The organism is Pseudofrankia asymbiotica, from assembly GCF_001983105.1.
Classification (GTDB): domain Bacteria; phylum Actinomycetota; class Actinomycetes; order Frankiales; family Frankiaceae; genus Pseudofrankia; species Pseudofrankia asymbiotica.
On sequence record NZ_MOMC01000012.1, the window covers coordinates 121,828 to 148,711 of the forward strand.

Here is a 26,884-nt window from a genome sequence, read left to right on the forward strand (position 1 = left end):
GCTGGCGCTGCCAGCCCGTTGTCGCGGTGAGAATCGGTTTACCCCCCGGGGGGTAACGTGAAGCCGTGACCGCGCAGATCAGCCTGTCCGTATCCCCGGGGGCCAGCCCCGGGCCCGGGGGCCGCCCGACCCTGGTGGCGGTCGCCTGGCCCTACGCCAACGGGGCACCACACCTGGGGCATATCGCCGGCGCCTACCTGCCGGCCGATATCTTCGCGCGGTTCCAGCGGATGGTGGGCAACCGCGTGCTGATGGTGTCCGGGTCGGATGCCCACGGCACGCCGATCACGGTGCGCGCCGAGGAGGAGGGCATCACTCCTCAGGAGGTCGTCGACCGCTATCACCCGGTGTTCCTGGACATCTGGGAGCGGCTCGGTATCTCCTTCGACCTGTTCACCTCCACCCGGACGGACAACCACACCCGGGTCACCCAGGACGTGTTCACCCGGCTGCGCGACGCGGGCTACATCTCCATCGAGGAGACGACGCAGTTCTACGACCCCCAGGCGGGGCGGTTCCTGCCCGACCGCTACGTGCTGGGCACCTGCCCGTACTGCGCGTACCCGAACGCGCGCGGCGACCAGTGCGAGAACTGCGGCCGCACCCTGGACCCGGACCAGCTCATCGACCCGCGCAGCAAGATGACCGGCGCGGTGCCCGAGCAGCGCCGGACGTCGCACTTCTTCCTGCGGCTGTCGGCGCTGTCCGACGAGTTGCTGGCGTGGCTGCAGAGCCGGCAGGGCTGGCGCCGGCATGTGATCAACTGGTCGGTCCAGTTCGTCAAGGACGGCCTGCACGACCGGGCGATCACCCGCGACCTCGACTGGGGCGTGCCGCTGCCGACCGACGAGCTCGGGCCGGGCAAGCGGATCTACGTCTGGTTCGAGGCGGTCATCGGCTACCTGTCGGCGAGCAGGGAGTGGGCGGCGACGGTCGCCGGCGACCCGGAGGCGTGGCGCGCCTGGTGGGAGAACCCGGACGCGGCGGCGTACTACTTCGTCGGCAAGGACAACATCCCGTTCCACGCGGTGATCTGGCCGGCGATGCTGCTCGGATACGGCGGCCTGAACCTGCCGACCGACGTACCGGCGAACCAGTACGTCACCTTCGGCGGGGCGAAGGCGTCGAAGTCGRCCGCGATCGGGCGGACGGTCCCGGACTATCTCGACGTCCTCCAGCCGGACGCGCTGCGCTACGCCGTCGCGACCGTGCTGCCCGAGCAGAACGACACCGAGATCACCGACGCGGACATCATCCGCCGGATCAACGACGAGCTGATCGCCAACTGGGGCAACCTCGTCAACCGGGTGATGGCGCAGATCAACAAGTTCTTCGACGGGGTGCTGCCGGACGTCCCCGCCCCGGCGGAACTGGGYGGCCCGCACGCCGAGCTGCTGGCGAAGGTCGACGAGGGCCTGGCCCGGGTCGCCGAGCTGCTGGAGAAGGTCGAGCTGCGGGCCGCGCTGCGGGCCGCGATGGAGATCTCCAGCGAGGTCAACCAGTACCTCTACCGTGAGGAGCCCTGGAAGACCGTCAAGGTCGACCGGGAGGCCGCCGCGGCCAGTCTCGCCACGTCGGTGCAGGCCATCGCCGGTATCGCCGTCGCCCTGGCTCCCTTCCTGCCGTTCAGCTCCGAGCGTCTGGCGTCCGTCCTGGGCGTCGATCTGGGTGTCTGGCGGCGCCAGCTGGTCCCGGCCGGCCGCCGCCTCGAGTGGTCAGGCGCCCTGTTCGTCAAGTTGGACCCCAAGGCCCTGGACGTGCCAGCGGCCTGAGCTCCGCGTTCACGTGACCGGCGCGGCCGCCCTTCGGGGCGGCCGCGCCGGYCTCGTTTCGGGCTGGATGTGTCACACCCGGTAACCCCGAGGAACGGTCATAATCCCCGATGACTGTCACTCAGAGTCTCCATTACGGTCGTCGACCGTAGCGAGAGCGGGTACGGGCCGCCATGAGCGGGTACGTTGAGCAGCAACATATGTTCGGAGGGTATCTACCTGCCGGGTCATCACCCAGGCAGGGTGGGAGGTGCTGGCACGGTGACCGAAGCACCGCCCAAGTCCCCCGTAGACGTATCTCTCCGTCTCCCCCCGGACCTCGACCCGCGCGGCCGTCCACGGGCGCGCCGCACCGACGCCGCCCGTGGACGGGCGCGCCGCGCGCTGGTGGTAATGGCCGCGACGCTGTCCTGCCTGGTCTTCGTCGCAGCCACCGGCGGATACACGGTCTACCGCTACTTCGACGGGCAGATCTCCCGCATCAAGCTCAACCTCGGCGGCGACCGCCCCACCGAGAACGCCGGCGGCGCCGTGAACTTCCTGCTCGTCGGCTCGGACAGCCGGGCCGGCACAGGCAGCCAGTTCGAGAGTGAGGGCGCGGTCGACGGCGAGCGGTCCGACACGACCATGATCGCCAATCTGGCCCCGGACGGGACGACGACGCTGGTCTCCTTCCCCAGGGACACGCTGGTCAGCATTCCTGGCCACGGCAGGAGCAAGCTGAACTCGGCGATCACGACCGGCGGCCCGTCGCTGCTGATCAGGACGATCGAGCGGATGACCGGGATACGCATCGACCACTACGTCTCGGTCGACCTCGACGGCTTCCGCCGGATGACGAACGCGATCGGCGGGGTGACGGTCTGCCTGCGGCAGCTGCCCGACGGCTCCACGGCGAACCTGCGCGACCCGTGGTCGCAGTGGCGCGGGGTGGTCGGCGCCAACCACATCGACGGCGAGCAGGCACTGGCGTTCGTCCGCCAGCGCCATGGGCTGCCCAATGGCGACTTTGACCGGATTCACCGCCAGCAGCAGTTCATCGGCGCGGTGTTCGAGAAGGCGACGAGCACCGGCGTACTGGCCAACCCGGCCCGGCTGGAAGGCCTGCTGCAGGCGGCGCTCAGCTCGTTGACCGTCGACGACTCCACCAAGATCGACGACCTGCAGCGGCTCGCGACCAGACTGCGCGGGCTGAGCGCCGACCAGATCCGCTTCGAGACGATCCCGGTCCGGCCGCCGACGCCGGCGGAGGGCGCGAACGCCCTCGGCGAGCTGCCGGTCTTCGGGTCGGTGCAGATCTACGACCCGAGCGACCTGGACGCATTCCTCGCCCCGCTGCGCGGCGAGCGGGCCCAGGGCTCCTCTCCCACGGCGACCGCCGGCCCCGGCGGCATCCCCAAGGGACCCGCCTCGCCGCGCTCAGGGGTGCGGGTGAACGTGTACAACGGCACCGGCGTCGCGGGGACGGGCGACACGACGGCGGCCTCGCTGGCCCGCGCGGGCTTCGAGACCGGCGCCGCGCGCACCTGGACCGGGGGGTCCCTGGCCACGAGCCAGGTCCGGTACGCGCCGGGGCGGGAGGCGGACGCACGGGCGGTCGCCGCGGTCGTCCCCGAAGCGCGCGTGGCCGTGGACTCGGCGCTGCGCGCCGGGACGGTCACACTGATCCTCGGCACCGGTTTCACCGGCCTCGACCGCGCCGCCATCGCCGCGAACGCGGGTTCCGGGACGTCGTCCACCGCGCCTGGCGCCGCGGGCGCGGCCGGTACCGACTCCCCGGCGCCGGCCGCCCCGCCGCGGACAGCCTCGGACCTCACCACGAGCTGCACGTACTGACCCCCGCCAGCGGGCCAGCGGCCGCGCGCGCCTCGGGCACCGCCGCCGGGCCGAGGCGTCCAGGCCTGTTCTCCGGTGGCGGCCTGCGCCATCCCCGGATTCCGTCATCCCGGCTTCCGGTCGTGAGCGGCCCCTCTTTGCCAGCGCCTTTGTCAGCGCCCGCGCGCGGTGGTCCTCGGCAGGCCGTTCGCGGCCGTTACCACCACCGCGAGACCGGGTAAACACCACAGCAACACCGAAAGAACAACAGACTTGGCGGCCGGCCAGTGGACACCAACGGGAGCCAGAGGCCGCTCCCCCCAGCCATGGGTCGACGTGAAGCCACCCGCGCGGGTTTGTGACGGACCTCACGACGAGTCAACCCGGCCACGCTCGGCGGCCACCCGAACGACCTGCGCACCAGCGCGCCGCCGCGCGATATCGCCCGCACCCCAGCACCGAAGCACCAACGTCGTCGCGATGTGTAGCGACAACGTCGCATCTGTCCGTTGTCTTTGAGCTCGCATAGCCGGATGGCAACGCCCAAGCGGCGCGGCGCGTCCTAACTCGGGACAACGACACTGGTCTGGGAACGCTCCGCCCACGGCGCGCCGGAGCGATGCCCGCGCCGCTCATGGGTGACGCGAGCCGCCCGCGGACACGTCCTGTCGGCCCAGCCGACGGGGCCGCCCCAGCCATTCGGGCCGTCCGGTCCGTCTGGTGTCCGACCCGCCGAGGAGGGCCGCACCGCCGGTGAGCTACGCAACCCTGCCGCGCCCGGCCCTGCCGCCGGAGCTCGACCCCCGGGCGCCTCGCCGCCGCCGCTCCTCGCTGCGGCGGCTCTCCCTGGTCAGCTGCTCGATGCTGTCGACCCTCGTGCTCGTGCTGAGTGGGGTCGGCTGGTTCCTCTACAACCAGTTCGACAGGAACCTCACCCGCAACAGCAGCTGGGATGTCGGCGGGGACAGGCCCGCCGAGGTGCCGGGCAGCGTCAACATCCTGCTGCTCGGCGACGACAGCCGCGACGGCACGGGCAACGAGTACGGCGGCGAGGCCGTCGAGGGCAACCGGTCCGACACGACGATCATCGCCCACTTCGACAAGGACGGCACCGCGACCCTGCTGTCGTTCCCCCGCGACGAGCTGATCAACGTAGTCGTTCCAGCGTCCGCGGCGAAGGAGGTGCCACGAGACGGCAGGGACAAGCTCACCAACGTCATGACCTACGGCGGCGTGCCCGGCCTGATCACCACCCTCGAGGCGCTGACGGACCTGCACATCGACCACACCATCAAGATCGACCTGGCCGGCTTCAAGCAGATAACGGACGCGATCGGTGGTGTTACTGTCTGTGTCACACGGATGCCTAACGGCAGCACCACCAACCTGAATGACAACTATTCGCAATGGCACGGTCAGCTGGGGGAGAACCACCTGAACGGGGATCAGGCCTTGGCCTTCGTCCGGACCAGGCACGCTCTTGGTGACGAGCGGCTGCGGATCCTGCGGCAGCAGCAGTTCCTGTCCAAGCTGCTGACGCAGGCCACCAGCACCGGTGTGCTCGCCAACCCGGCGAAGATCACCGCGCTGCTCGGCGCCGTCGGCGGCGCGATCGAGATGGACTCGGGCCTCGACCAGACGGAACTGATCAAGCTCGCCGACCGGGTGAGCAAGCTCGGCTCCGGCAAGGTCAAGTTCGTCACCGTGCCGACGCACGTCCCGGTGGACGGCGAGGGTGGCGCGTCCGGTGGCAACGGCACGGTCGGCTACCACGGCGCCGTGCTGTTCATCAACACCGACGAGTTCGAGCAGATCCTCGCGCCGCTGCGCGCCGCGCCACCACAGGACACGGCGATCGCCAGCGCCCCGGCGGTGGCGCCCGGCGAGGTCAGCGTCGCCTCGATCGTCAACGCCTCGGGCCGCCAGGGGCTCGCCGCGGCCACCGCGACCAGCCTGYGCTCGCGGGGCTTCGTCGGCGAGATGACCGCCGCCACCGCCACCGCCGACCAGAGCGCGACCGAGGTCCGCTACGCGCCGGGCCAGGAGGGCGCCGCGAAGACGCTCGTCGCCCGCGTCCAGGGCGCGAAGGCGGTGCCCGACACGACGCTCCTCGACGGTCTCAAGCTCGTCCTCGGCTCGTCGTTCACCGGCGTCACGGGAGCGGCCGGCACCACGACGCCCGCCGGCTCCGCCGCGGACGCGCCGGCCGCGGCCGCCGTCTCGGGCGCCACGGGCGCGACCGCGCCGGGCGCCACGGCCCTGGGCTCCGGAGGCATCCCCGCCGACACGTCGTGCACGCCATGACGGACGACGCGTCCCGCCTCGTCCCGGCCGAAGCGCTGCTCAGCCCGCCCGGGCAGGGCGGCGTAGCCGCGGCGAGCGGCACGGCCCGGGTGGGCGGCACGGCTCCGTTCCCCGGGGTGGCGGCGGCGCTGGCGGCCCGGCTGCGGATCGACGGGGCGAGCCCGATGGTCACGTTCTACGACGACGCCACCGGCGAGCGGGTCGAGCTGTCCGGCATCACCCTCGACAACTGGGTGGCCAAGACGGCGAACCTGCTCGTCGACACCCTCGGCCTCGGTCCGGGCGACCGCGTCGGCGTGGACCTGCCGGCCCACTGGCTCGCCGTCGTCATCCTGCTGGCCGCCTGGTCGGCCGGTCTCGAGGTGCTCGTCGCCCCCGGCTCCGAGGACCAGTCGGACGGGGGCGACGGAACTGACGGGTCCGACGACGACGAGCCAGCCGGCGTCGTCCAGGCGCTCTTCGTCGCCGAGAGCCGGATCGACGCGGCGCTGGCGCTCGGCGCCGACGAGGTCGTCGCGCTGTCGCTGCGCCCGTTCGGCGCCCGGATGGCCCACCCGGTGGCCGGGGTGCTCGACTTCGCCGCGGAGGTGCCCACGCACGGCGACCGGTTCGCCGCGCCCGCGCCGCCCGCCGCGCAGACGTCCCTCCTGGCCCACGTCGCCGGCGCCGCCGAGGCGGCCGGCCTCGGCCCCGGCGACCGGCTGCTGTCCACCGCCGGGCCCGGCGGCGCCGAGGGCCTGCTGGCCACGGTGCTCGCGCCGTTGGTGACCGGCGCGTCGGTGGTCGTGTGCCGTCACCTCGACACTCACCTCGACGACGACGCGTTCGCCCGCCGGATCGCGGCGGAACGGGTGACGGCCGTCTGCGGCACGAGCCGCCCGCTGCCCACGGGTGTGCGTCGGCTGTCCCTCGCGGACGCCACGACGGTCCAGGGGCGTGTGCCGGAAGCCGGCTGAGCGACGGCCCGGGGAGGTGGGCGGACGCTCCCAGGTGGGTATTTCACAGCGTGACCATCGGCCCGCCGTCCGCGCCCGGATCCTCCCGGTTAGGACGCGGATGTTCGTCCTGAACGAACGATTCCGTAACGCGGGGTTACTACCAGCGGGCAGGATGGCGGACGGCGCAAACCGGTCCGACTGGGCTCGGTGGCTCCGGCTACCGTCGATGGACGGACGGGCGCACCTGCCGGATTGGCGACGATCCGGAACTGTCCGGCATGACTGGCGGACAGGCCACGTCGATGACAAGAGAGGCAGCGAACCGTGAGCAGGTCCAGGGTGGGCAGGCCGAGCACATCCGAGTGGCCCACGACGCCGCCCGGAGACCCTGCCGGCGCGGCGGGCGAGACCGGGCCACGGATCGCCGTCCTCGGCACCGGCTACCTCGGCGCGACCCACGCCGTGTGCATGGCCGAGCTCGGCTTCACCGTGATCGGCTACGACGTCGACACGGCGAAGGTCGCCCGCCTGTCGGTCGGTGAGGTGCCGTTCTTCGAGCCCGGCCTCGAGGAGCTGCTACGCAAGAACCTCGAGTCCGGGCGGCTGTCGTTCACCGCCGAGATCGGTGACGTCGCGACCTGGGCCGACGTGCACTTCATCTGCGTCGGCACCCCGCAACGCCCCAGCGACGGCGGCGCCGACCTGACCTACGTCGACGCGGTCGTGGACGCCCTGATCGACACGGGTCTCGCGCCCGGCGCGTTGGTCGTCGGCAAGTCGACCGTGCCGACGGGCACCGCCGCGGCGCTGGCGGCCAGGATCCACGCCGCCGCGCCCGACGCCGAGCTCGCCTGGAACCCGGAGTTCCTGCGCGAGGGCTTCGCCGTCAACGACACGCTGCGCCCCGACCGGCTGGTCTTCGGCGTCATGCCGGATGGCGCCGCCGAGGCCCGCCTGCGCGCCGTCTACGCGCAGACGATCGAGGCGGGCACCCCGGTCGTGGTCACCGACTACGCCACCGCCGAGCTGGTCAAGGTCGCCGCGAACGCCTTCCTCGCCACCAAGATCTCGTTCATCAACGCGATGGCGGAGATCTGCGACGTGGCCGGCGCCGACGTGTTGGAGCTGGCCACCAGCATCGGCTACGACGCCCGGATCGGCAGCCGGTTCCTGCGCCCCGGCATCGGGTTCGGCGGCGGCTGCCTGCCCAAGGACATCCGTGCGTTCCAGGCCAGGGCGACCGAGCTGGGCGCGGCGGACTCGCTGGCATTCCTGGCCGAGGTCGACGCGGTGAACCTGCGGGCACGCGGGCGGGCGGTCACGCTGACCCGCTCGGCGCTCGGCGGCACGGTCGACGGCCGGCGCCTCGGCGTGCTCGGCGCCGCGTTCAAGCCGAACTCCGACGACATCCGCGACTCGCCGGCGCTCGACATCGCCGCGGCGCTCGCGGCCGACGGCGCGCTGGTGACCGTGTACGACCCGGCGGCCGTGCCGAACGCGCGCCCGCGCTACCCGTCGCTCAACTACGCGTCCTCGGTGCGCGAGGCGGTCACCGGCGCCGACGCGGTGCTGGTGCTCACCGAGTGGGGTGAGTTCCGCGAGCTCGACCCGGCGGCGTTGCTGTCCTACGTCGCCGGCGCGGTGATGGTCGACGGCAGGCACGCCCTCGACGCGGCACGCTGGCGCGCCGCCGGCTGGACCTACCACAGCCTCGGCCGCCCAGCCGCCGCCCCCACCGAGGCGGACGCCCGCTAACCACACCTTTCCGGTGCTGGGGTCGACCTCGCGCAGGGCGCCGGTGGCGATGTCGTAGACGAAGCCGCGAATCGACGTGGACCGGCGCAGGCAGGGCGAGGCGGCCAGAACTCGACCGAGGCGCGGGCGTTCGCCTCCAGGTCGCTGAACGCCAGCACCGGCCATCCGGGCCGGCTACCGGTCTCCTGCTCCAGGCGGCGCCAGGCAGCCCGCCTGGCACGCGGCTACTGGAGCAGGATGCCCCGCGGAGGCACTTCCGAGCCGGCGCCCAGGGTTACTCCGTGGGGTACCCATTGTCACTCCGGTGACGCTGCCGGGTTGGGAGGCCGGCGCGGCGGCCTCCCAACCGCGGCGCCCGTAGAGCCCAGAACGCCCTCTCCCTGCTGGAAAATCGGAGTTTGTAGGGATAGGAGGCGCACGGATCAGGGCACATTGACCAGGGCCGGCCATGAGCGCCGCGGGCGGCACGGGAGCCTGGCCCCGGGGGGAGGGCCCGGCTGCCGCGGGCTGCCTCTACAGTGAAGGGACCGACGAGATGCCGGCCCACAAGGACATCTGGCCGTCCGCTGGTAGGGGACAAGGGGAACGGTGTCACCGACAGCAAACGAGGGCAGACCGTCTGTCGACACAGTCCCCCCGCATTCCCCAGGAGGATCTTTGCCTTCCGTCGTCGATCCGACCGCCTCCGTGTCGGCCCCCCACCGTGCCCGGCGAGGCGGGCGGGGGCGGTCGAAGGCCCGCCGGACGGCGTCGGTAGTCTCAGCGGGTGACAGAAATCAACCGAAGTCGCCTGTCATGAAGCATCGGGCACGGCCTTCACGGCTGACACTGCTCATCCACGAGCTGGGCAAGTTCGGCGTGGTCGGGGCGCTCGCCTATGTGGTCGACGTACTCGTCTCGAACCTGTGCCATTCGCAGTTCCACATGGAGCAGCTGACCGCGAAGACCATTTCCACGATCATCGCGGCAACGGTCGCCTACATCGGGAACCGGAAGTGGTCGTTCACCCACCGCGCCCGTACCGGTGTGCGACGTGAGTACACGCTCTTCATCGTTCTGAACGCGATTGGCCTGGGTATCGCCCTTGCGTCCCTGGGTTTCGGCAAGTACGTGCTGGGACTGCAGGGCGCGCTCGCGTTCAACCTGTTCGGTAACGTGATCGGCACCGGCCTTGGCACCGTCTTCCGCTTCTGGGCGTACAAGCGCTGGGTGTTCCTGCACCCGGACCACCCACGCGCCGTCTCCGGCCCCGCCAACCAGCGGTCGGCCCGGGTGCCCGAGCCGGCCGGGCGCTGACAGGGACGTCAGGCGACTCGGGTACCCAGCGCTCGGGTACCCACTCGACTCGAGAACCCAGGGCACGATTACCGACCGATCGAATATCGGGAGCAAGGGCTTGCGCGCCGTGGCCTCCCGGTAATCCCCGGACGGACGATGACCGGCCCGACCCCAATCACGGTCCGTGGCCGGCGCGCCGCTTCCGGAGTTCGCCCCTCTCGCCTTCGCGGTCACCATGCCCGCGGCACCCGCGGCGCCGGGACAGCCAGGGCGGCCCCGGCCGGCGCGGCACCTCCGCTGCCGGCGATACCAGCCCGGGTGCGACATGACACAACAGAAACCCAAGAGGTCACCCGACCATCAACCCCCGGCTGGTCGCGGACGCCCGCGGCGTCCCCCAGCCGGCTCGGCCGGGATGAATCCATAACCGGCTCCCATACGCCGGTCACCCGCCGTTTCCCGTCAGTGCCAACCAGGCCACCGCATGCCGGCATGACGGGCCAGCCTGCCCGGTTCCACCCGTCGCCGTCACACCGTAATGTCATACGCGCGACGTCTGATGTCCGACAACCGACCGCGAGATGCCGCAAGACGGCACGACCTCCTAACATCGGACACCGGCCCCGGGGATGGAGAGTGGGGACCCGGGGACCCTTTGGGAGGGAAAGTCATGCAGCCAACAGGCCACGAGCCGGATAACTCGGACGCCGAGACCCAGCTCGTCGGTGGGTCCGGGGCGCCGCCGGGCCGGTCGCCCTACGGGCAGGGCCCATCCACACCCGCCGCGGGCGGCCAGCCGGCGGACGACGCGGACGCGGTGACCCGGCTGGTCGGCGGCGCCGCCGCCGATCCCTATCGCGCGGGCACACCAGGGGCCACGCCACCAGGCGGCTACCAGCCGACCACGCCCTACCCGCAGCAGGGCGGCTACAGCACGCCGGCCGGCTACCCCCCGCCGGCACAGACGCCAGCCCCGGGTGGATACCCAAGCCCGACGCCAGCCCCGAGTGGGTACCCAAGCCCGACGCCAGCGCCGGGCGGGTACCCGAGTCCGACGCCGGCGCCGGGCTACGAACAGCCGGGGTACACCCAGCCGGGCTATGGAACCCCGCAGGGCTACCAGCAGCCGGACTACGGCGCGCAGCCGGGCTATGACTACGGCCAGCAGACCCAGCAGGCCCCGCAGGGCTACGGCGGCTACCAGCAGCCCGGGTATGGCCAGCAGCCCGGCTACGACTACGGCCAGCAGGGCTACGCCCAGCAGCAGGGTTACGGCGGCGCGGGCTACCCCGGCGGCGGCCAGCCCCCACCGCCACGCAACAACAACCGTCGCAACCTGATCATCGGTGGCGCGGCGGCCGGCGTCGTGCTGATCGTCCTCATCATCGTGCTGGGTGTGACGCTGGCCGGCGGTGACGACAAGCCGACCCCGGTGGCGTCGGGCACGCCGAGCGTGGCGACGACGGTCTCCCCGTCCGCGTCGACGACCCCCTCACCGCTGCCGACCAGCGCGACGCCGTCGCCCACGGCTTCCGGCGCGCTCAGCCTGGCCGAGCAGGCACTGGTGGATCGGCTGGACTCGGACGAGGTCTCGGACTGCGAGTCCGCGTCCGACCAGGAGGACAGCGACGTTCAGGCCGCGGTGCTGTGCACGGCGACCGGCGACGGCCGCGCCATCTTCGCGTTCAGCTACTTCGACGCGGACGCGCTGAAGCGCGACACGGACGCGCGCGGAAAGACGATCACGGACAACGGGGGCGACTGCAAGGACGGCAAGGACCAGGTCGGCACGTGGAACTTCACGGACAGCGAGGTCGACGAGGGCGCGCTGCTCTGTGGGCACCTCGACGACGGTTCGTTCTACATGCACTGGACCTACGACGACGACCTCCTTGCCTTCTTCGCGACCGACAAGGACGCGACCGCCCTCTACCAGTGGTGGGTGGACTTCGACCCGCTGACCTGACCCGTCAGCACCGTCCGGCTGGCGCGGAGGGGCCGACCCGCGCTCGCGCCGATCGGCCCCTCCGCGCCAGCTGGACAGTCGGGCCTGGGGCCTTCGTGGGCGGGTCGGCGCGCAGGAGGCGCCCGGACGGGTCTCCGCGCCGATCGGCCCGTTCCGCCCATAGGGCACCAGTGGTTGAAAATCGACGGCCGCGCGACAATGGGCAAACCCGCGGCGGAGGCCTGCCCGCGCACACGCGATCAGGCCTGCCCGGCCGAGCCTGATGTCAGCTCTCATCCAGACCGCGCGTGGCCGCGGCCGCAACCGGGGGAGGAACGGTGGCAGGCCCATCCGATGACCAGCCGCCGCGGCCCGAGGGCCTGCCCTCGGCCGCCAGCGCCACCGGTCCCGAGGCGGCGCCCGGGCGGGCCGAGAGCCCAGGCGAGGAAGCCCGCTGGACGTCGCTCGCCGGCTGGGCCGACGTCACTCCGACCAACCTGCGTCCCGAGGACATCGACCCGGACACGACACCGCGGGGCAGCCTGCGCCTGGCGCCGCTGGCCCCGCTCGCGCCGCTCGGCCCGTCGGCACCGCCGGTGGGCGCCGCCCCTCCTGGGCCCCGAGCCCGGCATCGGCCGTTCGTACCTCCGGCGCCGACCGCGACTCCCCTGTCAGCTCCCCCGGGAGCCACCCCTCTGAGACCGGCGGGTCCGGCGGGCCCACCACTCGCCGGACCGGGGCCGGGGCCGGGGCGCTGGCCAGTGCCCCGGACCGGCGAGCCCGGCGCACCCGCCGGGATGACGCACAACGCCTGGGCGGCGGCCGGCCCGCCAGTGCCCGCTGTGCCGTTCTGGCGCCGCCGGCCCGCCCTGAGCGCGGCGGCGCTGAGCCTGGCCATGCTGCTCGTGGCGGTCGGGATCGTCTGGGTCGCGGTGGCGCCAAGCTGGCGCTCGGACGGCGCCGCGGCGCCGCTGGCCGAGGCCACGCCCGCCGCCGCTGGCTCGTCCCCCGCGGCTGGCGAGGGCTGGACACCCGCGCAGCGTGCCCTCGCCGACCGGCTCGACCCCGCGGTCATGCTCGGCTGCCGGCCCAACCCCAGCCCCGCGGGCACCGGCGTGGCGGCGTCGCTGTTCTGCGCGACGCCAGAGGGCCGGCAGGTGGCGGTGTACGCCTATCAGGACGCGGAGGCACTGCGCTCCGACGTCACCGAACGCGCCAACGGCGTGCCCAGCGAGGGTCGCTGCGAGCGCGGCGAGAACGAGGTCTTCTCCTGGGACACCGGCCCAGGCACACCGCCCGGCGGGACGGTGGTCTGCCACCACCGCGACGGCAGGGCCTTCCTGTTCTGGAGCTCGGACGCCGACGTCGTCTCCTTCCTCGCCTACGACTCCGATCCTCGGGCTCTGGTCAGCTGGTGGGAGTCGTTCGAGCCCTTCCCGGACCGCGCTGGCGCCGGCCCCACCGCCGCGCCGCGGCCGGCCTGAGCCTCGCGTCGCGGCGGGCGAGGACCGGCCGGCTCACTCGCCACGCCGTAGGCCGGCGACGCGGCACAACGAACCGCGCACAGCGGGCGTCGCACTCCACGGCGCACTGAGCATGGGACGTCCGGGCATGGGGAAGGGGACCGCGATGCGGCGTGGGCAGGTCGCGGCGCTGGCGGCCGGCGGGGCGGTCGTGGTGGCGGCCGGCGTCACGGCCTTGCTGCTCACGACGGGCGGCGGCGGCCCGGCACCAGCCGCTGGGACATCCACCGCGGCGGTGACCACGCGGGGAACGCCGCCGGTGGCGACCTCCCCGCCCGACAATCTGACACCGGCCCAGCGGGCACTCGCCGCCACGCTCGGGCCGCTGCGGGTGCGCGACTGCGTGCCGGCGCCGCCCGACCGGGTCACCGAGCCGCCTGGTCAGGGGCTGAGCCCGGACCAGGGCGTCGACGCCGCGATCCTGTGCCAGACCAACGTCATCGCAGGTGAGCCCGGCCCCGCCGAGGTCGTCGCGCGGCACTACCGCGACGCCGCCACCCTCAAGGCCGACGCGGACCGGCGCGCGGGCGCCATCAACGACATCGGCAGCTGCGCCGCCGGTGAGCCGAGCACCGAGACCTGGGGCCGCTCGACACGCCAGCTCGGCACCTTCCTCTGCGACCGGGTCGCCCCCGGCGCGCCGGATGCCCGCTTCGCGGTCTTCTGGACGGTCACCGCCGACCAGTCGGCCCTGTCAGCCGCCTCCCCCGACTCAGCCGGCCTGATCGCCTGGTGGCGCGACTTCACGAAGCCCTGACCCACCGAAGCCTGACCGCCAAGACCCTGACCACCGGGGCCCTGACCGCCGGGGCCGTCACGAACCGAGGCCGTCGCGCGCTGGGGCGGCCGCCTCCCGGCATCGTCGCCAACCCCCAACCCCGACCCCGGCCGCCGAACGCCGGCCCCGAACGCCGGCCGCCAACCGCCAGCCGGACCCGCGTCAGAGTGGACGGCCCGGGCTGGCGGGCGTAGGACGGTGGCGTCGGGCAGCGCGTACGCGGACATGGGCGAGCGCCCCGCGAGACAGTCCGAGCCGCGGAGCCAGGCGAGCCAGGCGAGCTACCGGGCGGACGGTGCAGGAGGCGGCGATGAGCATCCAGCAGACCCTCACCGAGCAGGAGCGGCTCGCCCGGCTGGATCCGGAGCGGCTGCGACGGCTGGTCGGGCTGGTGGAGCACGACGCCGCGGGCGACCCGTTCCCGGTTACCGGATGGGACGCGCTGGTCTGGGTCGTCGGGAACGCGACCCAGGCCGCCGTCTACTACCAGCTGGTGTACGGGATGGAGCTGGTCGCCTACTGCGGCCCGGAGACCGGCAACCGCGACCATGTCGGCTATGTGCTGCGCTCCGGAGCGGCGCGGTTCGTGCTGACGGGCGGTGTGGACCCGGCCAGCCCACTGCTGGAGCATCATCGCCGCCACGGCGACGGCGTCCGGGACATCGCCCTGGAGGTGCCGGACGTCGACCGGTGCGTCGCCCATGCCCGCGCGCAGGGGGCCGTCGTGCTGGAGGAGCCGCGCGACGTCAGCGACGAGCACGGCACCGTGCGCGTGGCCGCCGTCGCCGCCTACGGCGACACCCGGCACAGCCTCGTGGACCGCTCCCGCTATACCGGCCCCTACCTGCCCGGATACCGCGCGGTGCGGCCCTCGGAGACGCCGTCACCGGCGGCTCCGCCGGCGCCCGCGCTGGCGGCCCTGGCTCCGGCGGCCCCGACTCCGGCTCCGGCTCCGCTGTTCCAGGCGCTCGACCACGTAGTCGGCAACGTGGAGCTGGGCCGGATGGACCGCTGGGTCGACTTCTACAACCGGGTCATGGGTTTCACGAACCTCGCCGAGTTCATCGGCGACGACATCGCCACCCGGTACTCGGCGCTGATGAGCAAGGTCGTGGCCAGCGGCGACCACCGGGTGAAGTTCCCGCTCAACGAGCCGGCGGCCGGTCAGAAGCGGTCACAGATCGACGAGTACCTGCAGTACTACGACGGTCCGGGCGTTCAGCACCTCGCGCTGGCGACCGACGACATCGTCCGCGCGGTGGACGTGCTGCGCGCCCGCGGCGTCGGGTTCCTGGCCACGCCCGACTCGTATTACACCGACCCGGCGCTGCGGGCGCGGATCGGCGAGGTGCGGGTGCCGATCGACGAGCTGCGCGCCCGCGGCATCCTGGTCGACCGCGACGAGGACGGCTACCTGCTGCAGATCTTCACCAGGCCGACAGGGGACCGGCCGACGGTGTTCTTCGAGCTGATCGAGCGGCACGGCTCACTCGGGTTCGGCAAGGGCAACTTCCAGGCCCTGTTCGAGGCGATCGAGCGGGAGCAGGCCAGGCGCGGCAACTTCTAGGGACGGCGTCCCAGGGAGAGGGGTGACAGGACATGGCGTACTACCGGGCAGTCGGCTCGATCCCGMCCAAGCGTCACACCCAGCACCGCTCACCCGACGGGGGTCTCTACTACGAGGAGCTCATGGGAGCCGACGGGTTCTCGTCGGACTCGTCGCTGCTCTACCACCGCGGCGTCCCCTCGGCGATCGTCGACGCGACGCCCTGGGAGCCGCCGGACGAGACGCTCACCGAGAACCGGCCACTGCTCCCCCGGCACCTGCGGCTTCCCGCGCTCTTCCCGGAGGAGAGCTGGAAGGACGCCGACCCGGTCACCGGGCGCCGGCTGGTGCTCGGCAACGCCGACGTCCGGATCTCCTACGTCGCGGCCGGCGTCCCGTCGCCGCTCTACCGCGACGTCGCCGGAGACGAATGCGTGTACGTCGAGTCCGGCACCGCGACGGTGGAGACCGTCTTCGGAGCTCTGGCCGTCCGGCAGGGCGACTACGTGCTGCTGCCCCGGTCGACGACGCACCGCTGGGTGCCCACCGGCGAAGGAGCGGCCGAGCCGCTGCGGCTCTATGTGATCGAGGCGAGCTCGCACATCGCGCCGCCCCGGCGCTACCTCTCCCCCCGCGGCCAGTTGCTGGAGCACGCGCCGTACTGCGAGCGGGACCTGCGCGGGCCGACCGAACCGCTCCTGGCCGAGGGTGTCGACGTCGAGGTACTGGTCAGGCACCGCGGCGCCCAGGCGACCACCGGCACCCGGTACGTCTACCAGACGCATCCGTTCGACGTGGTCGGCTGGGACGGCTGCGTCTACCCGTACACGTTCAACATCGCCGACTTCGAGCCACTGACCGGCCGGGTGCACCAGCCACCGCCGGCCCACCAGGTGTTCGCCGGGGACGGGTTCGTCGTCTGCAACTTCGTGCCGCGCAAGGTCGACTACCACCCGCTGGCCGTGCCGCTGCCCTACTACCACTCCAACGTCGACTCGGACGAGGTGATGTTCTACTGCGGGGGCGACTACGCCGCCCGCCGGGGAGCCGGCATCGGCCAGGGCTCGGTCAGCCTGCACCCGGCCGGCTACTGCCACGGCCCGCAGCCCGGCGCCGTCGAACGCTCGCTCGGCACGGAGTTCGTCGACGAGCTCGCGGTCATGGTCGACACGTTCCGCCCCCTCCGGCTCGGCGAGGATGGACGCGCGGCCGAGGACCCGGCCTATGCCTGGACCTGGTCCGGCCGGGGTCCCACCCGCCGGACCGGAATCGCCGGCACCGCCGGGAGCGAGCCGCGGTGACGACCGATCCGGTACGCGGAGGTATCCAGGGTGAGCGTGATCGAGGTCCCGGCGGGTTCGCCGTTCGGTCTGGAGAACCTGCCGTACGGCGTCTTCTCCACGGCGGGGACCGGCCAGCGGGTGGGCGTGCGGCTCGGCGACACCGTCATCGACCTGGCCGCCCTGCTGAGCGGCGACGCGCCGGGTGACCACGAGGACGGCGAGGACCACGAGGACGGCGGCAACAGCGACAACAGCGTGTTCGCGGCGCCCACGCTGAACCCGTTCCTCGCCCAGGGCCCGGCACGCTGGGCCGCCGTGCGCCGGCGGGTCTCGGAGCTTCTCGCCGGGGACGTCCCGGACGCGGCGTGCCACCCCGTCGACGAGGTGACGGCGCATCTGCCGGTCCGGGTCGGCGACTTCGTGGATTTCTACGCCTCCGAGCACCACGCGTCGAACGTCGGCCAGATCTTCCGGCCGAGCGCCCCGCCGCTGATGCCCAACTGGAAGCATCTGCCCGTCGCCTACCACGGCCGGGCCGGCACGGTCGTCGTCTCCGGGACCGACATCGTCCGTCCCCGCGGGCAGCGCGGACCGCGGGGCGAGGACACGCCCGCCTACGGCCCCAGCCTCCGGCTGGACATCGAGGCCGAGCTCGGGTTCGTGATCGGCGCCGGCTCGCGCCTGGGCGACCGGGTCGGCGTCGACGAGTTCGACGAGCACGTCTTCGGCGCCGTCCTGGTCAACGACTGGTCCGCGCGCGATCTGCAGGACTGGGAGTCCAGGCCGCTCGGCCCCCACCAGGGCAAGAGCTTCGCCACGTCCGTCTCACCGTGGGTCGTGCCGATGGCCGCGCTGCGCGCCGCCCGTGTCCCGCTGCCGGCCCAGGTTCCCGAGCCGCTGCCCTACCTGCGCGGGCGCGCGGCGGGCTGGGAGCCGTGGGGCCTCGACGTCGACCTGGTCGTCGACTGGAACGGCGCGACGGTCTCCCGCCCGGCCGCCCGCGAGCTGTACTGGTCCCCGGCCCAGCTGCTGGCCCACCTGACGGCGAACGGCGCGTCCATCCGCACCGGTGACCTGTTCGCCTCCGGCACGGTCTCCGGCCCGGAACGGGGCCAGCGTGCCTGCCTGCTCGAGCTGACCTGGAACGGCACCGAGCCGATCACGGTCAACGGTGAGCGGCGCACTTTCCTGCTCGACGGCGACCGGGTCACGATCTACGCCACCGCACCGGGCCCRGACGGCACCCGCGTCGGCTTCGGCGACGTGACCGGCACGATCCTGCCCGCCCGCCCCTGAGCGGCGCGCGGTGCCAGCCCAGGCCCGAGGGCGCCAGCCCTACGGGCCGGAGTAGCCGCGGATGGCCTCGCCGAGCTCGTAGAGGCGCAGGTGGACGTGCTCGACGTGGGGGACGCTGGCCAGGACGACCTGGCCGCGTTCGCCCGCGCTCTCGATCGTCAGCGTGCCCGAGCCGACCATCCGCTCGAACAGCGTGTGCTCGAAGGTGACGTCGTTGAGACGGACCAGCGGGATGTCGCGGCCCGATCGGGTGAGCACGYCGGTGCGCAGCAGCACCCGCTCGTTGGTGATCACGTAGCGCGTCGTGATCCATCGCACCCAGGGGACGATCGTCAGGTAGACCAGGAGGGCCACCGCGACGATCAGCACCAGGTACTGCAGCGGTTTCTGCAACACGCCGTTCGGCGCGAAGAAGACCGCCAGCACGGCTAGACCGAGCACCACGACAGCGCTGAACACCGGCCGCACCAGCCGGATCCAGTGCGGGTGCAGGTCGAGCACCACCACTTCGTCATCCGTCAGGATGTCTTCGGGAAAGGCCACGCGACGATCGTCGCACTCCCTGTGACATCCGGGCGAGATGCCCCAGAGCAGGCGCTCTCAGGGCGCGGCGGCCGCCGGCCTGAGATGGACGACGTCGGCGGCGCTGAAGGCCCGGCCGCCGACGACCAGCCGGCCGGCCTCGTCGACGTCGGTGGCGACGCCGACGACCGTCTCACCGCCCGGCAGCTCGACCCGGACGTCACGGCCGAGGGTCGCGCACACCTCGCGGTAGCCCTGCCGGGCGGCCGTCGGGGCCGCGTCGAACCGGGCGAGAGCGCCGGCGAGATCCGCGAGCAGCGCGGCGAGCAGGTCCGTCCGCCGCGGCGCCTCGCCGGGGCCGGCGGTCGCGGGGCTTCCAGTCTGGCCCGCCGTCGCGGCGGCCAGCGCGGCCAGGCTCGTGCCGCCCGGGGGCAGCTCGGCGGCGGTGGTGCGCACGTTCAGCCCGAAGCCGATCACCAGTCCTGGCCGTGCGGACGCCGGCGGCCTTGACGGGTCCGCCGGGCCTGGTGCCGCGCGGATCAGCTCGACCAGGATGCCGGCGAGCTTGTCCCCACCGACCTGGACGTCGTTCRGCCACTTCAGCCAGGCGGGCACCGCGAACCGGGAGCGCAGCGTCGCGACGAGCGACGTGCCGACGACCATCGGCACCCAGCCGAGCAGGGTCACCGGCACGGCCGGGCGGGCCAGCAGGGACACGGTCAGCCCGGAGCCCGGCGGGGACACCCAGGAACGGTCGAGCCGGCCCCGGCCGGCGCTCTGCCGCTCGGCGGCGATCACCAGCCCGGCCGGCTCGCCGGCACGAGCCCTGGCCGCGACGTCGGCGTTGGTGGAGCCGGTCTCGTCGACGACGAGCACCCGCAGCCCCGCGGCCCGCCCGGCCTCGGCGAGCACGGCGGCGTCCAGCGGGTCCGCCAGCGCGGTCCGGCCCACAGCGGGGCCGTCCGCGGCCGGCTCGTCCGCGGCCGACGGCTCCGGCTCGCCCGATGCCGCGTTTCTGGGGTCTGCCACGGCCACAGCTTGCCAGCACCCGCCGCCGCCCACCGGACCACAACCGCTCGACGCGGGTGTGAGACGGAGTGCACTGTTGCTCGCACCGCGGACCACGGTGGCCGTACGCTGCCGCGCATGGCACTTCCGTCGCCCGCCTCCGACCCCACGCCCGACCCGCACACCACCGCGGGAAAGCTCGCGCAGCTTCAACGGGTGAACGACGACGCCGTGCACGCCGGCTCGCAGCGAGCGGTCGACGCGCAGCACGCCAAGGGCAAGATGACCGCCCGCGAGCGGATCGCGGCCTTCCTTGACCCGGGTTCCTTCGTCGAGACCGACGCGTTCGTCCGGCACCGCGCGCACGACTTCGGCGTCGAGGCGAACCGGCCCTACGGCGACGGGGTCGTCACCGGCTACGGCACGGTCGACGGCCGCCAGGTATGCGTGTTCAGCCAGGACGCGACGGTCTTCGGCGGCAGCCTCGGCGAGGTCTTCGGCGAGAAGATCGTCAAGGTGATGGACCTCGCGGTGAAGACCGGCTGCCCGGTCATCGGGATCAACGACTCGGGCGGCGCCCGCATCCAGGAGGGCGTCGTCGCGCTCGGCCTGTACGGCGAGATCTTCTACCGCAACGTGCTGGCGTCCGGCGTCGTGCCGCAGCTCTCCCTGATCATGGGGCCGTGCGCGGGCGGCGCCGTCTACTCGCCGGCGATCACCGACTTCACCCTGATGGTCGACAAGACCAGCCACATGTTCATCACCGGGCCGGACGTCATCAAGGAGGTCACCGGCGAGGACGTGGGCATGGAGGAGCTCGGCGGCGCGCACTCGCACAACACGAAGAGCGGCGTCGCCCACTTCCAGGCCACGGACGAGACGGAGTGCTTCGAGCTGGCCAAGGCGCTGCTGTCGTACCTGCCGCCGAACAACATGGACGACGCGCCGATCTACGACGAGGTCGCCGACGTCGAGGCCGAGGTGGACCCGGAGCTCGACACCTTCATCCCGGACTCGCCGAACACCCCGTACGACATGCACAAGGTGATCGAGAAGATCCTCGACGACGGGGACTTCCTCGAGGTGCACGCGCAGTTCGCGATGAACCTCATCGTCGGGTTCGGCCGGGTCGACGGCCGGTCGGTCGGCGTCGTCGCGAACCAGCCGATGCAGTTCGCCGGCACCCTCGACATCGACGCCAGCGAGAAGGCCGCGCGGTTCGTCCGCACGTGTGACGCGTTCAACATCCCGGTGCTCACGTTCGTCGACGTCCCGGGCTTCCTGCCGGGCACGTCGCAGGAGTGGGACGGCATCATCCGCCGCGGCGCGAAGCTCATCTACGCCTACGCCGAGGCGACCGTTCCGAAGGTCACCATCATCACCCGCAAGGCCTACGGCGGCGCCTACGACGTCATGGGGTCCAAGCACCTCGGCGCCGACATCAACCTCGCCTGGCCGACCGCCGAGATCGCGGTCATGGGTGCCCGCGGCGCCGTCAACATCATCTACCGCCGCGAGCTGGCCAAGTCGGAGAACCCGGACGCCCGGCGCGCCGAGCTGATCGCGGACTACAACGACCACTTCGCGACGCCGTACATCGCGGCCGAGCGCGGCTACCTCGACGCCGTGATCCCGCCGTCGGTGACCCGCCGCGAGGTCATCCGCGCGCTGCGGCTGCTGCGTAACAAGCGCCAGACACTGCCGCCGAAGAAGCACGGCAACATCCCGCTGTAGAGGCCGGCCGCGGCGGCCATCGCCGGCCGCGCGGGCGGCGGGCCGCCTGGATCGGCAGTGACATCGAGATCCGAAGACACAGAGATCCACACAGGGACGTAGAGATCCTCGAGGAGGTGCCGGTGGCCGAGAACGAACCGGCCGAACCGCGTCGGCCGTTGCTGAAGCTGGTGCGCGGTGACGCGACGCCGGAGGAGATCGCGGCCATCGTCGCGGTGCTCGCGGCGCACGCCGCCGCCGCGGCGGCGGTGCCGGCGCCGCGCGCGCCCCGGTCGGTGTGGGCCGACCGGAGCCGGGGGCTCCGGATCGCGAGCGGCCCGGGGGCGGGCGGCTGGCGGCGCGCGGGAATCCTCGGCGGCATGCGAACCGGGTGATTGTTGTCACTGACGGCCTGCTCAGAGGCTGGCGGGCCCCGGCGACCGGATGCTTCTGACGAAGCCAGGGCGCAGGATCCTTGTCAGCCCCGGGTGCAGGCACAGATCGACGGCCAGGCAGGCAAATTCCAGTAGCAACCTCAGCGGCCTCACTCGCCCTAGACTCGGGCAGGCCGAACGAGGACGGGAGGAACGTGCGCAAGATCCTCATCGCCAACCGCGGCGAAATCGCCGTCCGGGTGGCGCGGGCGTGCAAGGACGCTGGCTATGCCAGCGTCGCGGTGTATGCCGAGCCCGACATCGACGCCCTGCACGTTCGTGTGGCTGATGAAGCGTACGCACTCGGCGGCTCCACCCCGGGTGACTCGTACCTGCGCATCGACAAGATCCTCGACGTCGTCGCGAAGTCCGGCGCCGACGCGGTGCACCCGGGCTACGGCTTCCTCTCCGAGAACGCCGACTTCGCCGAGGCCGTCATCRCCGCCGGGCTGACCTGGATCGGCCCGTCGCCGGACGCGATCCGCCGGCTGGGCGACAAGACCCAGGCTCGCCACATCGCGCTCGCCGTCGGCGCCCCGCTCGCGCCCGGCACCGCCGACCCGGTCGCCGGCGTCGACGAGGTCATCGCGTTCGCCGACGAGTACGGCCTGCCGGTCGCCATCAAGGCGGCGTTCGGCGGCGGCGGCCGCGGCCTGAAGGTCGCCTGGACGCGTGACGAGCTGGCCGAGCTGTTCGACAGCGCGGTACGCGAGGCGGTCGCGGCCTTCGGCCGGGGCGAGTGCTTCGTCGAGCGTTACCTCGACCAGCCGCGCCACGTCGAGACCCAGATCCTCGCCGACACCCACGGCAACGTGGTCGTCGTCGGCACCCGCGACTGCTCGCTGCAGCGCCGCTACCAGAAGCTGGTCGAGGAGGCGCCCGCGCCGTTCCTCACCGACGCCCAGCGCGCGTCGCTGTACGAGGCCTCCAAGAAGATCGCCAAGGAGGCCGGCTACGTCGGCGCCGGCACCTGCGAGTTCCTGGTCGCCAAGGACGGGTTGATCAGCTTCCTCGAGGTCAACACCCGGCTGCAGGTCGAGCACCCGGTGACCGAGGAGACGACCGGCATCGACCTGGTGCGGGAGCAGTTCCGCATCGCCGAGGGCGAGGCGCTCGACTTCACCGACCCGCCGGCCCGCGGCCACGCGATCGAGTTCCGGATCAACGGCGAGGACCCCGGCCGCAAGTTCCTGCCGGCACCGGGCACCGTCACCAAGCTGGTCCTGCCCACCGGCCCCGGCGTGCGCGTCGACACCGGCATCGAGAGCGGCAGCGTCATCGGCGGGGCGTTCGACTCGCTGCTGGCCAAGCTCATCGTCACCGGCGCGACCCGCCAGCAGGCCCTGGAGCGGGCCCGCCGCGCGCTCGACGAGATGATCGTCGACGGCATGGCGACGGCCCTGCCGTTCCATCGGGCCGTGGTGCGTGACCTGGCGTTCGCGCCGGCCGCCGCCGACGAGCCGTTCACGATCCACAACCGCTGGATCGAGACCGAGTTCAACAACACGATCCCGGCGTTCACCGGCGGGACCGACGCCGAGACCGACGAGGCCGCGCGGGAGACCGTCGTGGTCGAGGTCGGCGGCAAGCGGCTCGAGGTCGTGCTCCCGGCCGGCCTCGGCGCCGTGGCCGGTGGCGCCGGCGGCGGGCGCGGCGCGGCGGCGCCGAAGCGGAAGGCCAGCGGCAAGAAGGCCGGCGCGGCCACCGGCAACTCGCTGACCAGCCCGATGCAGGGCACGATCGTCAAGGTCGCGGTCGCCGACGGCGACGCCGTGGCCGAGGGTGACCTGATCGTCGTCCTCGAGGCGATGAAGATGGAGCAGCCCATCACCGCCCACCGCGCCGGCACCATCACCGGCCTCGCGGCGGCCGTCGGCGCCGTCGTCCCCAGCGGCACCGTCCTCTGCGAGATCAAGGACTGACGCGCCCGTCCGCGCCCGCTCACCGCGAGGCCCTGGACCGCCGTCGGCGGTCCAGGGCCTCGCGTCTTTCCATCAGGGCCGGTGGGACGGTTGTCCAGGGCCGGTGGGACGGTTGTCAACCGGCCAAGAAATCGGTGGTGCACCACCCCGCACTGGACTGCCGGACCCGACAGGCATCATCGCCGGCATGCCCTCCAACGCCCGGAAGGCCGTCCCGGGAGGCACGAGGTGGCCGCGAAACGGCCCCGCGGCGCCGCTTCGGCGCGCTCCGGCTTGACGAGTCGGCGCGGGGCGGTCAGGATTCGCGTGCCGCTTCGATGCGTTTGGGGGCACTCGCGGCGGCTGGGGGTGGACCCTGGGGACTCTGCTGGGGGCAGGGTCCCCAGGGTTCCATGCTTTCTGGCTCTGGTGGAGCGATCCCGATCTCGTGGCGGTGCGCCGTGGAGTGATCGTGACTACAGGATCAACACTGGAGTCGGCTTTCTGGCCCCTTCAGGGCGACGAACTCCCGCGGCCTTGGCGTCCGTGACGCGGCCGGCAGCGTCGATGCCGCGATTCGTAGGCTCAGACGTATGGACGTTGGCAACGAAGCCCGGACGGGTACCGCCGAGGCCGAAAGGCCGGTCGGCGCGGCATCGGCACCCGTGGGCGGGCTCAAGGCACCGCCGCTGACGGGACGGGTCGCGTACGTGTTCGGCGTGGCGCTGCCCGCGCAGTACGGCGCGTGGGTGTCACGGGACCTGACGGGTCCGGGGTGGCGGCGGCGGCAGGCGCTGCGGCCGGTGCTGATGATGCTGCCGTTCGCGGTCGTCTTCGCGCTGCTGCCGGGGCCGGTCGGCACCCGAGCGGTGCTGGTCGGCTTCCTGCTGGTGGCGGCCGGAGCGCTGGGGCTGGGGCTGAGCGGCCACTTCCGCAACCGCCGGCTCGTCCAGCACGGCTTCCCGCCCGTCATCAAGCCGAACGCGGAGGACGTCGAGGACGAGGAGCCCGTGCCGGCCGCGCGCCCCGGAGGCAGGACCGGCGGCACGCCCAGCCGCTCTACGACACCGTCCGTCGATCCTGAGGACGACCCCGACGGGGTCAACGCCTGACTGACCCTCACCACATCAAGTGCCAAACCGGCCGAGACGGCGGCATGTTGCCTAATGCTGGTGCTAAATGTGGTCAATGCGTCATGGATTTCGGCATGATGGCCACGACGAACGTCAACTTGTGGTTGAGTGGTCACGTGCCAGCGGCTGCCACCGGCGTCTTCCCGACAGTCCACGCCTCCGGTGCGCCGTATGGCCAACTGTTCGACACGAACTGCCGCGAGCAGATAAGCATCGCCTACGTTCAGGCGGTCGTGACCGCCRCGCGCTGCAAGCTTGAGCATGTTCGCATTGACGACGAGAAGGTGGACGCTGTCATTCGACAGGTTGCCGAGCATGACCTGTTCGACGGTGTCCAGCTCGACATCCAGCTCAAGTGCACGTCGCAGGACGTGCTCCGCCCCGACAGCGCGACGTGGCGGCTGGATCGCGACACCTATAACAGGTTGCGTAGCCCCAGGCGGTTTCATCCGCGGCTGCTCGTCCTGATGGTCGTTCCGTCGGACCTGGAATCGTGGGTGACGCAGGACGAGGAGGGGCTGCGGGTGGTCAGATGCGCGTACTGGCGCGACCTCCTGGGCGAGCCGGAGCTGCCGCCGCACGTGGGTGRCCGGACGGTGGAGCTGCCCCGGTCGAACATCTTCAACGTGGAACAGCTTCTCGGAATCCTTGTTCGGGTCGGGAGGGGAGAAAATCCATGAGCGCACTGCGCCGGCCGGAAGACTGGRACATCTCCCCGCAGAGCATCGCCACCTTCCTTGGGACCGAAGAAGGCTGGACACTGCAGAACGCGGACGAGGCCAAGGAGATCTGGGGTCTTACCGAGAACGGAAATCCCCGGGCCCGCCTACTACTCCCACTTGACCCGACCTACATCGACTACGACATCCGCTTTCAGGAAGCGGTTGAAAGGCTTTGCAGAGTCTTCGACTGGGATGTCGAGCAGCTCGCGGCCAGGGTGTTGAGCGCACGGACCGACGTCGTGCTGATCAGGGCGGACCAGGTCATACAGGACGAGTCCATCCCTCTCGTGCAGGCTCGGGATGTCATCAGCGGTGCCGTCGACATGATGGACGCGGCGGCCCGAGCGTCGATTCAGCCGAGGGCCCAGTACCTGGGACAGCGGCCGAACGCGGTGCGGGACTTCGTCGAAGGCGACGTCCGCATGGGGCACACCCAGCGCGGCAGCTTCGTCGTCACCGTACTCACCCGCCTTGCCGAGGACGACGTCATTCAGACGGACGAGTTCGGCGAGGCAGCGGAGGCACCTCGCTCTCGGCGCGGCCCGGCGTACACCGTCCCAGCCGCACGGGCCGGTGACGGCATCCACCGTCACGAGCGGGGTTCACGCACCGGGCCGGCCATGGTGCGCATCCCTCCTTTCCAGCGGCGGGTCATGGCGACGCTCGCGCTGGCGCTGAGTGAGGCTCGGGAGCTCAGCCTGAGCGAGACGACCGATCCGGACCTGGACCTGGCCGTGTCCCGAGGCGTGAGCGCGAACCTCTGCGAGTCGCTGCTCACCATGACGCGGTTCGAGGGTCTGCGTGCGCTCGACATCTCGTTCCGGTGGGCCCGGTCGGAGGCGGTACCGCCCCCGACCGTCGATCGCGTCAGCTTCGACCGCGACGTCATCGCGGGAATCGGCGCCGTCGGCAGGAGCCTTCGCCGGGCGCCCGAGAAGGTGAAGTCGACGATCTACGGCCGGGTCACCCGGCTGGAGCGCGGAGAGGACGACGACGACGGCGTTGTCACCATCAGCGGCGTCGTCGGGCGATCGACGCGGCGGACGGTGCGCGTCCCGGTGCGCGGCGAGCAGTACGACCTGGCCATCGTGGCTCACCGGCAGCGCCAGCCTGTGACGGTGACCGGCGATCTTCGCAAGGTGAAGAACACCTACACCTTCGACGGCCCGGTCGTCATCGAGTACTCGTAGCCGACGCCCGCGAGGGCCGCCCGACGGC

At 72.2% G+C, this 26,884-nt stretch carries 20 protein-coding genes; 18 read left to right on the forward strand and 2 right to left on the reverse strand.

The features are described 5' to 3' along the window. Positions 1 to 65 precede the first annotated feature (65 nt). The 12 genes from metG (at position 66) to fahA (ending at position 18,233) form a co-directional block, all read left to right on the forward strand. Positions 66 to 1,772 carry a methionine--tRNA ligase gene (gene metG / locus BL253_RS06115; RefSeq protein ID WP_076814306.1) on the forward strand — a complete coding sequence of 569 codons (1,707 nt, stop codon included), beginning with the start codon at positions 66 to 68 and terminating at the stop codon, positions 1,770 to 1,772. 261 nt (positions 1,773 to 2,033) lie between these two features. Beyond that, a complete protein-coding gene (locus tag BL253_RS06120; RefSeq protein WP_076814308.1) occupies positions 2,034 to 3,608 on the forward strand; it encodes an LCP family protein in 1,575 nt (524 codons plus the stop codon). A 732-nt stretch (positions 3,609 to 4,340) separates the two neighbouring features. Then, the gene (locus BL253_RS06125; protein WP_076814310.1) at positions 4,341 to 5,891 is read left to right on the forward strand and encodes an LCP family protein; all 1,551 of its coding nucleotides are present in this window, start codon (positions 4,341 to 4,343) and stop codon (positions 5,889 to 5,891) included. Beyond that, positions 5,888 to 6,847 carry a TIGR03089 family protein gene (locus tag BL253_RS06130; RefSeq protein WP_076814385.1) on the forward strand — a complete coding sequence of 320 codons (960 nt, stop codon included), beginning with the start codon at positions 5,888 to 5,890 and terminating at the stop codon, positions 6,845 to 6,847. The genes BL253_RS06125 and BL253_RS06130 overlap by 4 nt, the downstream gene beginning before the upstream one ends. Positions 6,848 to 7,153: 306 nt before the next feature. Further along, a complete protein-coding gene (locus BL253_RS06135) occupies positions 7,154 to 8,584 on the forward strand; it encodes a UDP-glucose dehydrogenase family protein (RefSeq protein ID WP_081438044.1) in 1,431 nt (476 codons plus the stop codon). A gap of 795 nt (positions 8,585 to 9,379) precedes the next feature. Next, positions 9,380 to 9,880: a GtrA family protein gene (locus tag BL253_RS06140; protein ID WP_076814312.1), complete on the forward strand. Its 501-nt coding sequence runs from the start codon at positions 9,380 to 9,382 to the stop codon at positions 9,878 to 9,880. A gap of 652 nt (positions 9,881 to 10,532) precedes the next feature. Then, the gene (locus BL253_RS42205) at positions 10,533 to 11,828 is read left to right on the forward strand and encodes a hypothetical protein (protein WP_076814314.1); all 1,296 of its coding nucleotides are present in this window, start codon (positions 10,533 to 10,535) and stop codon (positions 11,826 to 11,828) included. Between the two features lie 317 nt (positions 11,829 to 12,145). Further along, complete coding sequence (locus tag BL253_RS44690) at positions 12,146 to 13,291, forward strand: hypothetical protein (protein WP_076814315.1); 1,146 nt, start codon at positions 12,146 to 12,148, stop codon at positions 13,289 to 13,291. A gap of 145 nt (positions 13,292 to 13,436) precedes the next feature. Continuing rightward, on the forward strand, positions 13,437 to 14,087 hold the full coding sequence (locus BL253_RS06155; protein ID WP_076814388.1) for a hypothetical protein: 651 nt from the start codon (positions 13,437 to 13,439) through the stop codon (positions 14,085 to 14,087). A 331-nt stretch (positions 14,088 to 14,418) separates the two neighbouring features. Beyond that, positions 14,419 to 15,675, forward strand: a complete 1,257-nt coding sequence (gene hppD, locus BL253_RS06160) for a 4-hydroxyphenylpyruvate dioxygenase (protein WP_076814317.1) — start codon at positions 14,419 to 14,421, stop codon at positions 15,673 to 15,675. Between the two features lie 32 nt (positions 15,676 to 15,707). After that, a complete protein-coding gene (locus BL253_RS06165; RefSeq protein WP_076814319.1) occupies positions 15,708 to 16,955 on the forward strand; it encodes a homogentisate 1,2-dioxygenase in 1,248 nt (415 codons plus the stop codon). 30 nt (positions 16,956 to 16,985) lie between these two features. Beyond that, entirely contained in the window at positions 16,986 to 18,233 is a 1,248-nt protein-coding gene (fahA, locus tag BL253_RS06170) for a fumarylacetoacetase (RefSeq protein WP_076814320.1), read from the forward strand. Between the two features lie 39 nt (positions 18,234 to 18,272). Here fahA and BL253_RS06175 read toward each other — a convergent pair whose 3' ends face one another. Together BL253_RS06175 and BL253_RS06180 are read right to left on the reverse strand one after the other, a co-directional pair. Beyond that, positions 18,273 to 18,776 carry a PH domain-containing protein gene (locus BL253_RS06175; RefSeq protein ID WP_076814322.1) on the reverse strand — a complete coding sequence of 168 codons (504 nt, stop codon included), beginning with the start codon at positions 18,774 to 18,776 and terminating at the stop codon, positions 18,273 to 18,275. Positions 18,777 to 18,833: 57 nt separating this feature from the next. Then, positions 18,834 to 19,784 (reverse strand): biotin--[acetyl-CoA-carboxylase] ligase, encoded by a 951-nt coding sequence (locus tag BL253_RS06180; protein ID WP_420801624.1) that lies wholly within the window; start codon positions 19,782 to 19,784, stop codon positions 18,834 to 18,836. A 117-nt stretch (positions 19,785 to 19,901) separates the two neighbouring features. Between BL253_RS06180 and BL253_RS06185 the strand changes: the two genes are divergently transcribed. From BL253_RS06185 to BL253_RS06210, 6 genes are all read left to right on the forward strand, one after another. Beyond that, positions 19,902 to 21,497, forward strand: coding sequence for an acyl-CoA carboxylase subunit beta (locus tag BL253_RS06185; RefSeq protein WP_076814324.1), 1,596 nt, complete (start codon positions 19,902 to 19,904; stop codon positions 21,495 to 21,497). 122 nt (positions 21,498 to 21,619) lie between these two features. Then, positions 21,620 to 21,871, forward strand: coding sequence for an acyl-CoA carboxylase subunit epsilon (locus BL253_RS06190; RefSeq protein WP_076814326.1), 252 nt, complete (start codon positions 21,620 to 21,622; stop codon positions 21,869 to 21,871). A gap of 194 nt (positions 21,872 to 22,065) precedes the next feature. Continuing rightward, positions 22,066 to 23,832 (forward strand): ATP-binding protein, encoded by a 1,767-nt coding sequence (locus BL253_RS06195; RefSeq protein ID WP_076814328.1) that lies wholly within the window; start codon positions 22,066 to 22,068, stop codon positions 23,830 to 23,832. 572 nt (positions 23,833 to 24,404) lie between these two features. Further along, positions 24,405 to 24,923 (forward strand): DUF5313 family protein, encoded by a 519-nt coding sequence (locus tag BL253_RS06200; RefSeq protein ID WP_076814330.1) that lies wholly within the window; start codon positions 24,405 to 24,407, stop codon positions 24,921 to 24,923. 83 nt (positions 24,924 to 25,006) lie between these two features. Then, complete coding sequence (locus tag BL253_RS06205; protein WP_076814332.1) at positions 25,007 to 25,624, forward strand: DUF4365 domain-containing protein; 618 nt, start codon at positions 25,007 to 25,009, stop codon at positions 25,622 to 25,624. Further along, positions 25,621 to 26,856 (forward strand): hypothetical protein, encoded by a 1,236-nt coding sequence (locus BL253_RS06210; RefSeq protein ID WP_076814333.1) that lies wholly within the window; start codon positions 25,621 to 25,623, stop codon positions 26,854 to 26,856. The genes BL253_RS06205 and BL253_RS06210 overlap by 4 nt, the downstream gene beginning before the upstream one ends. Positions 26,857 to 26,884: the final 28 nt, after the last annotated feature.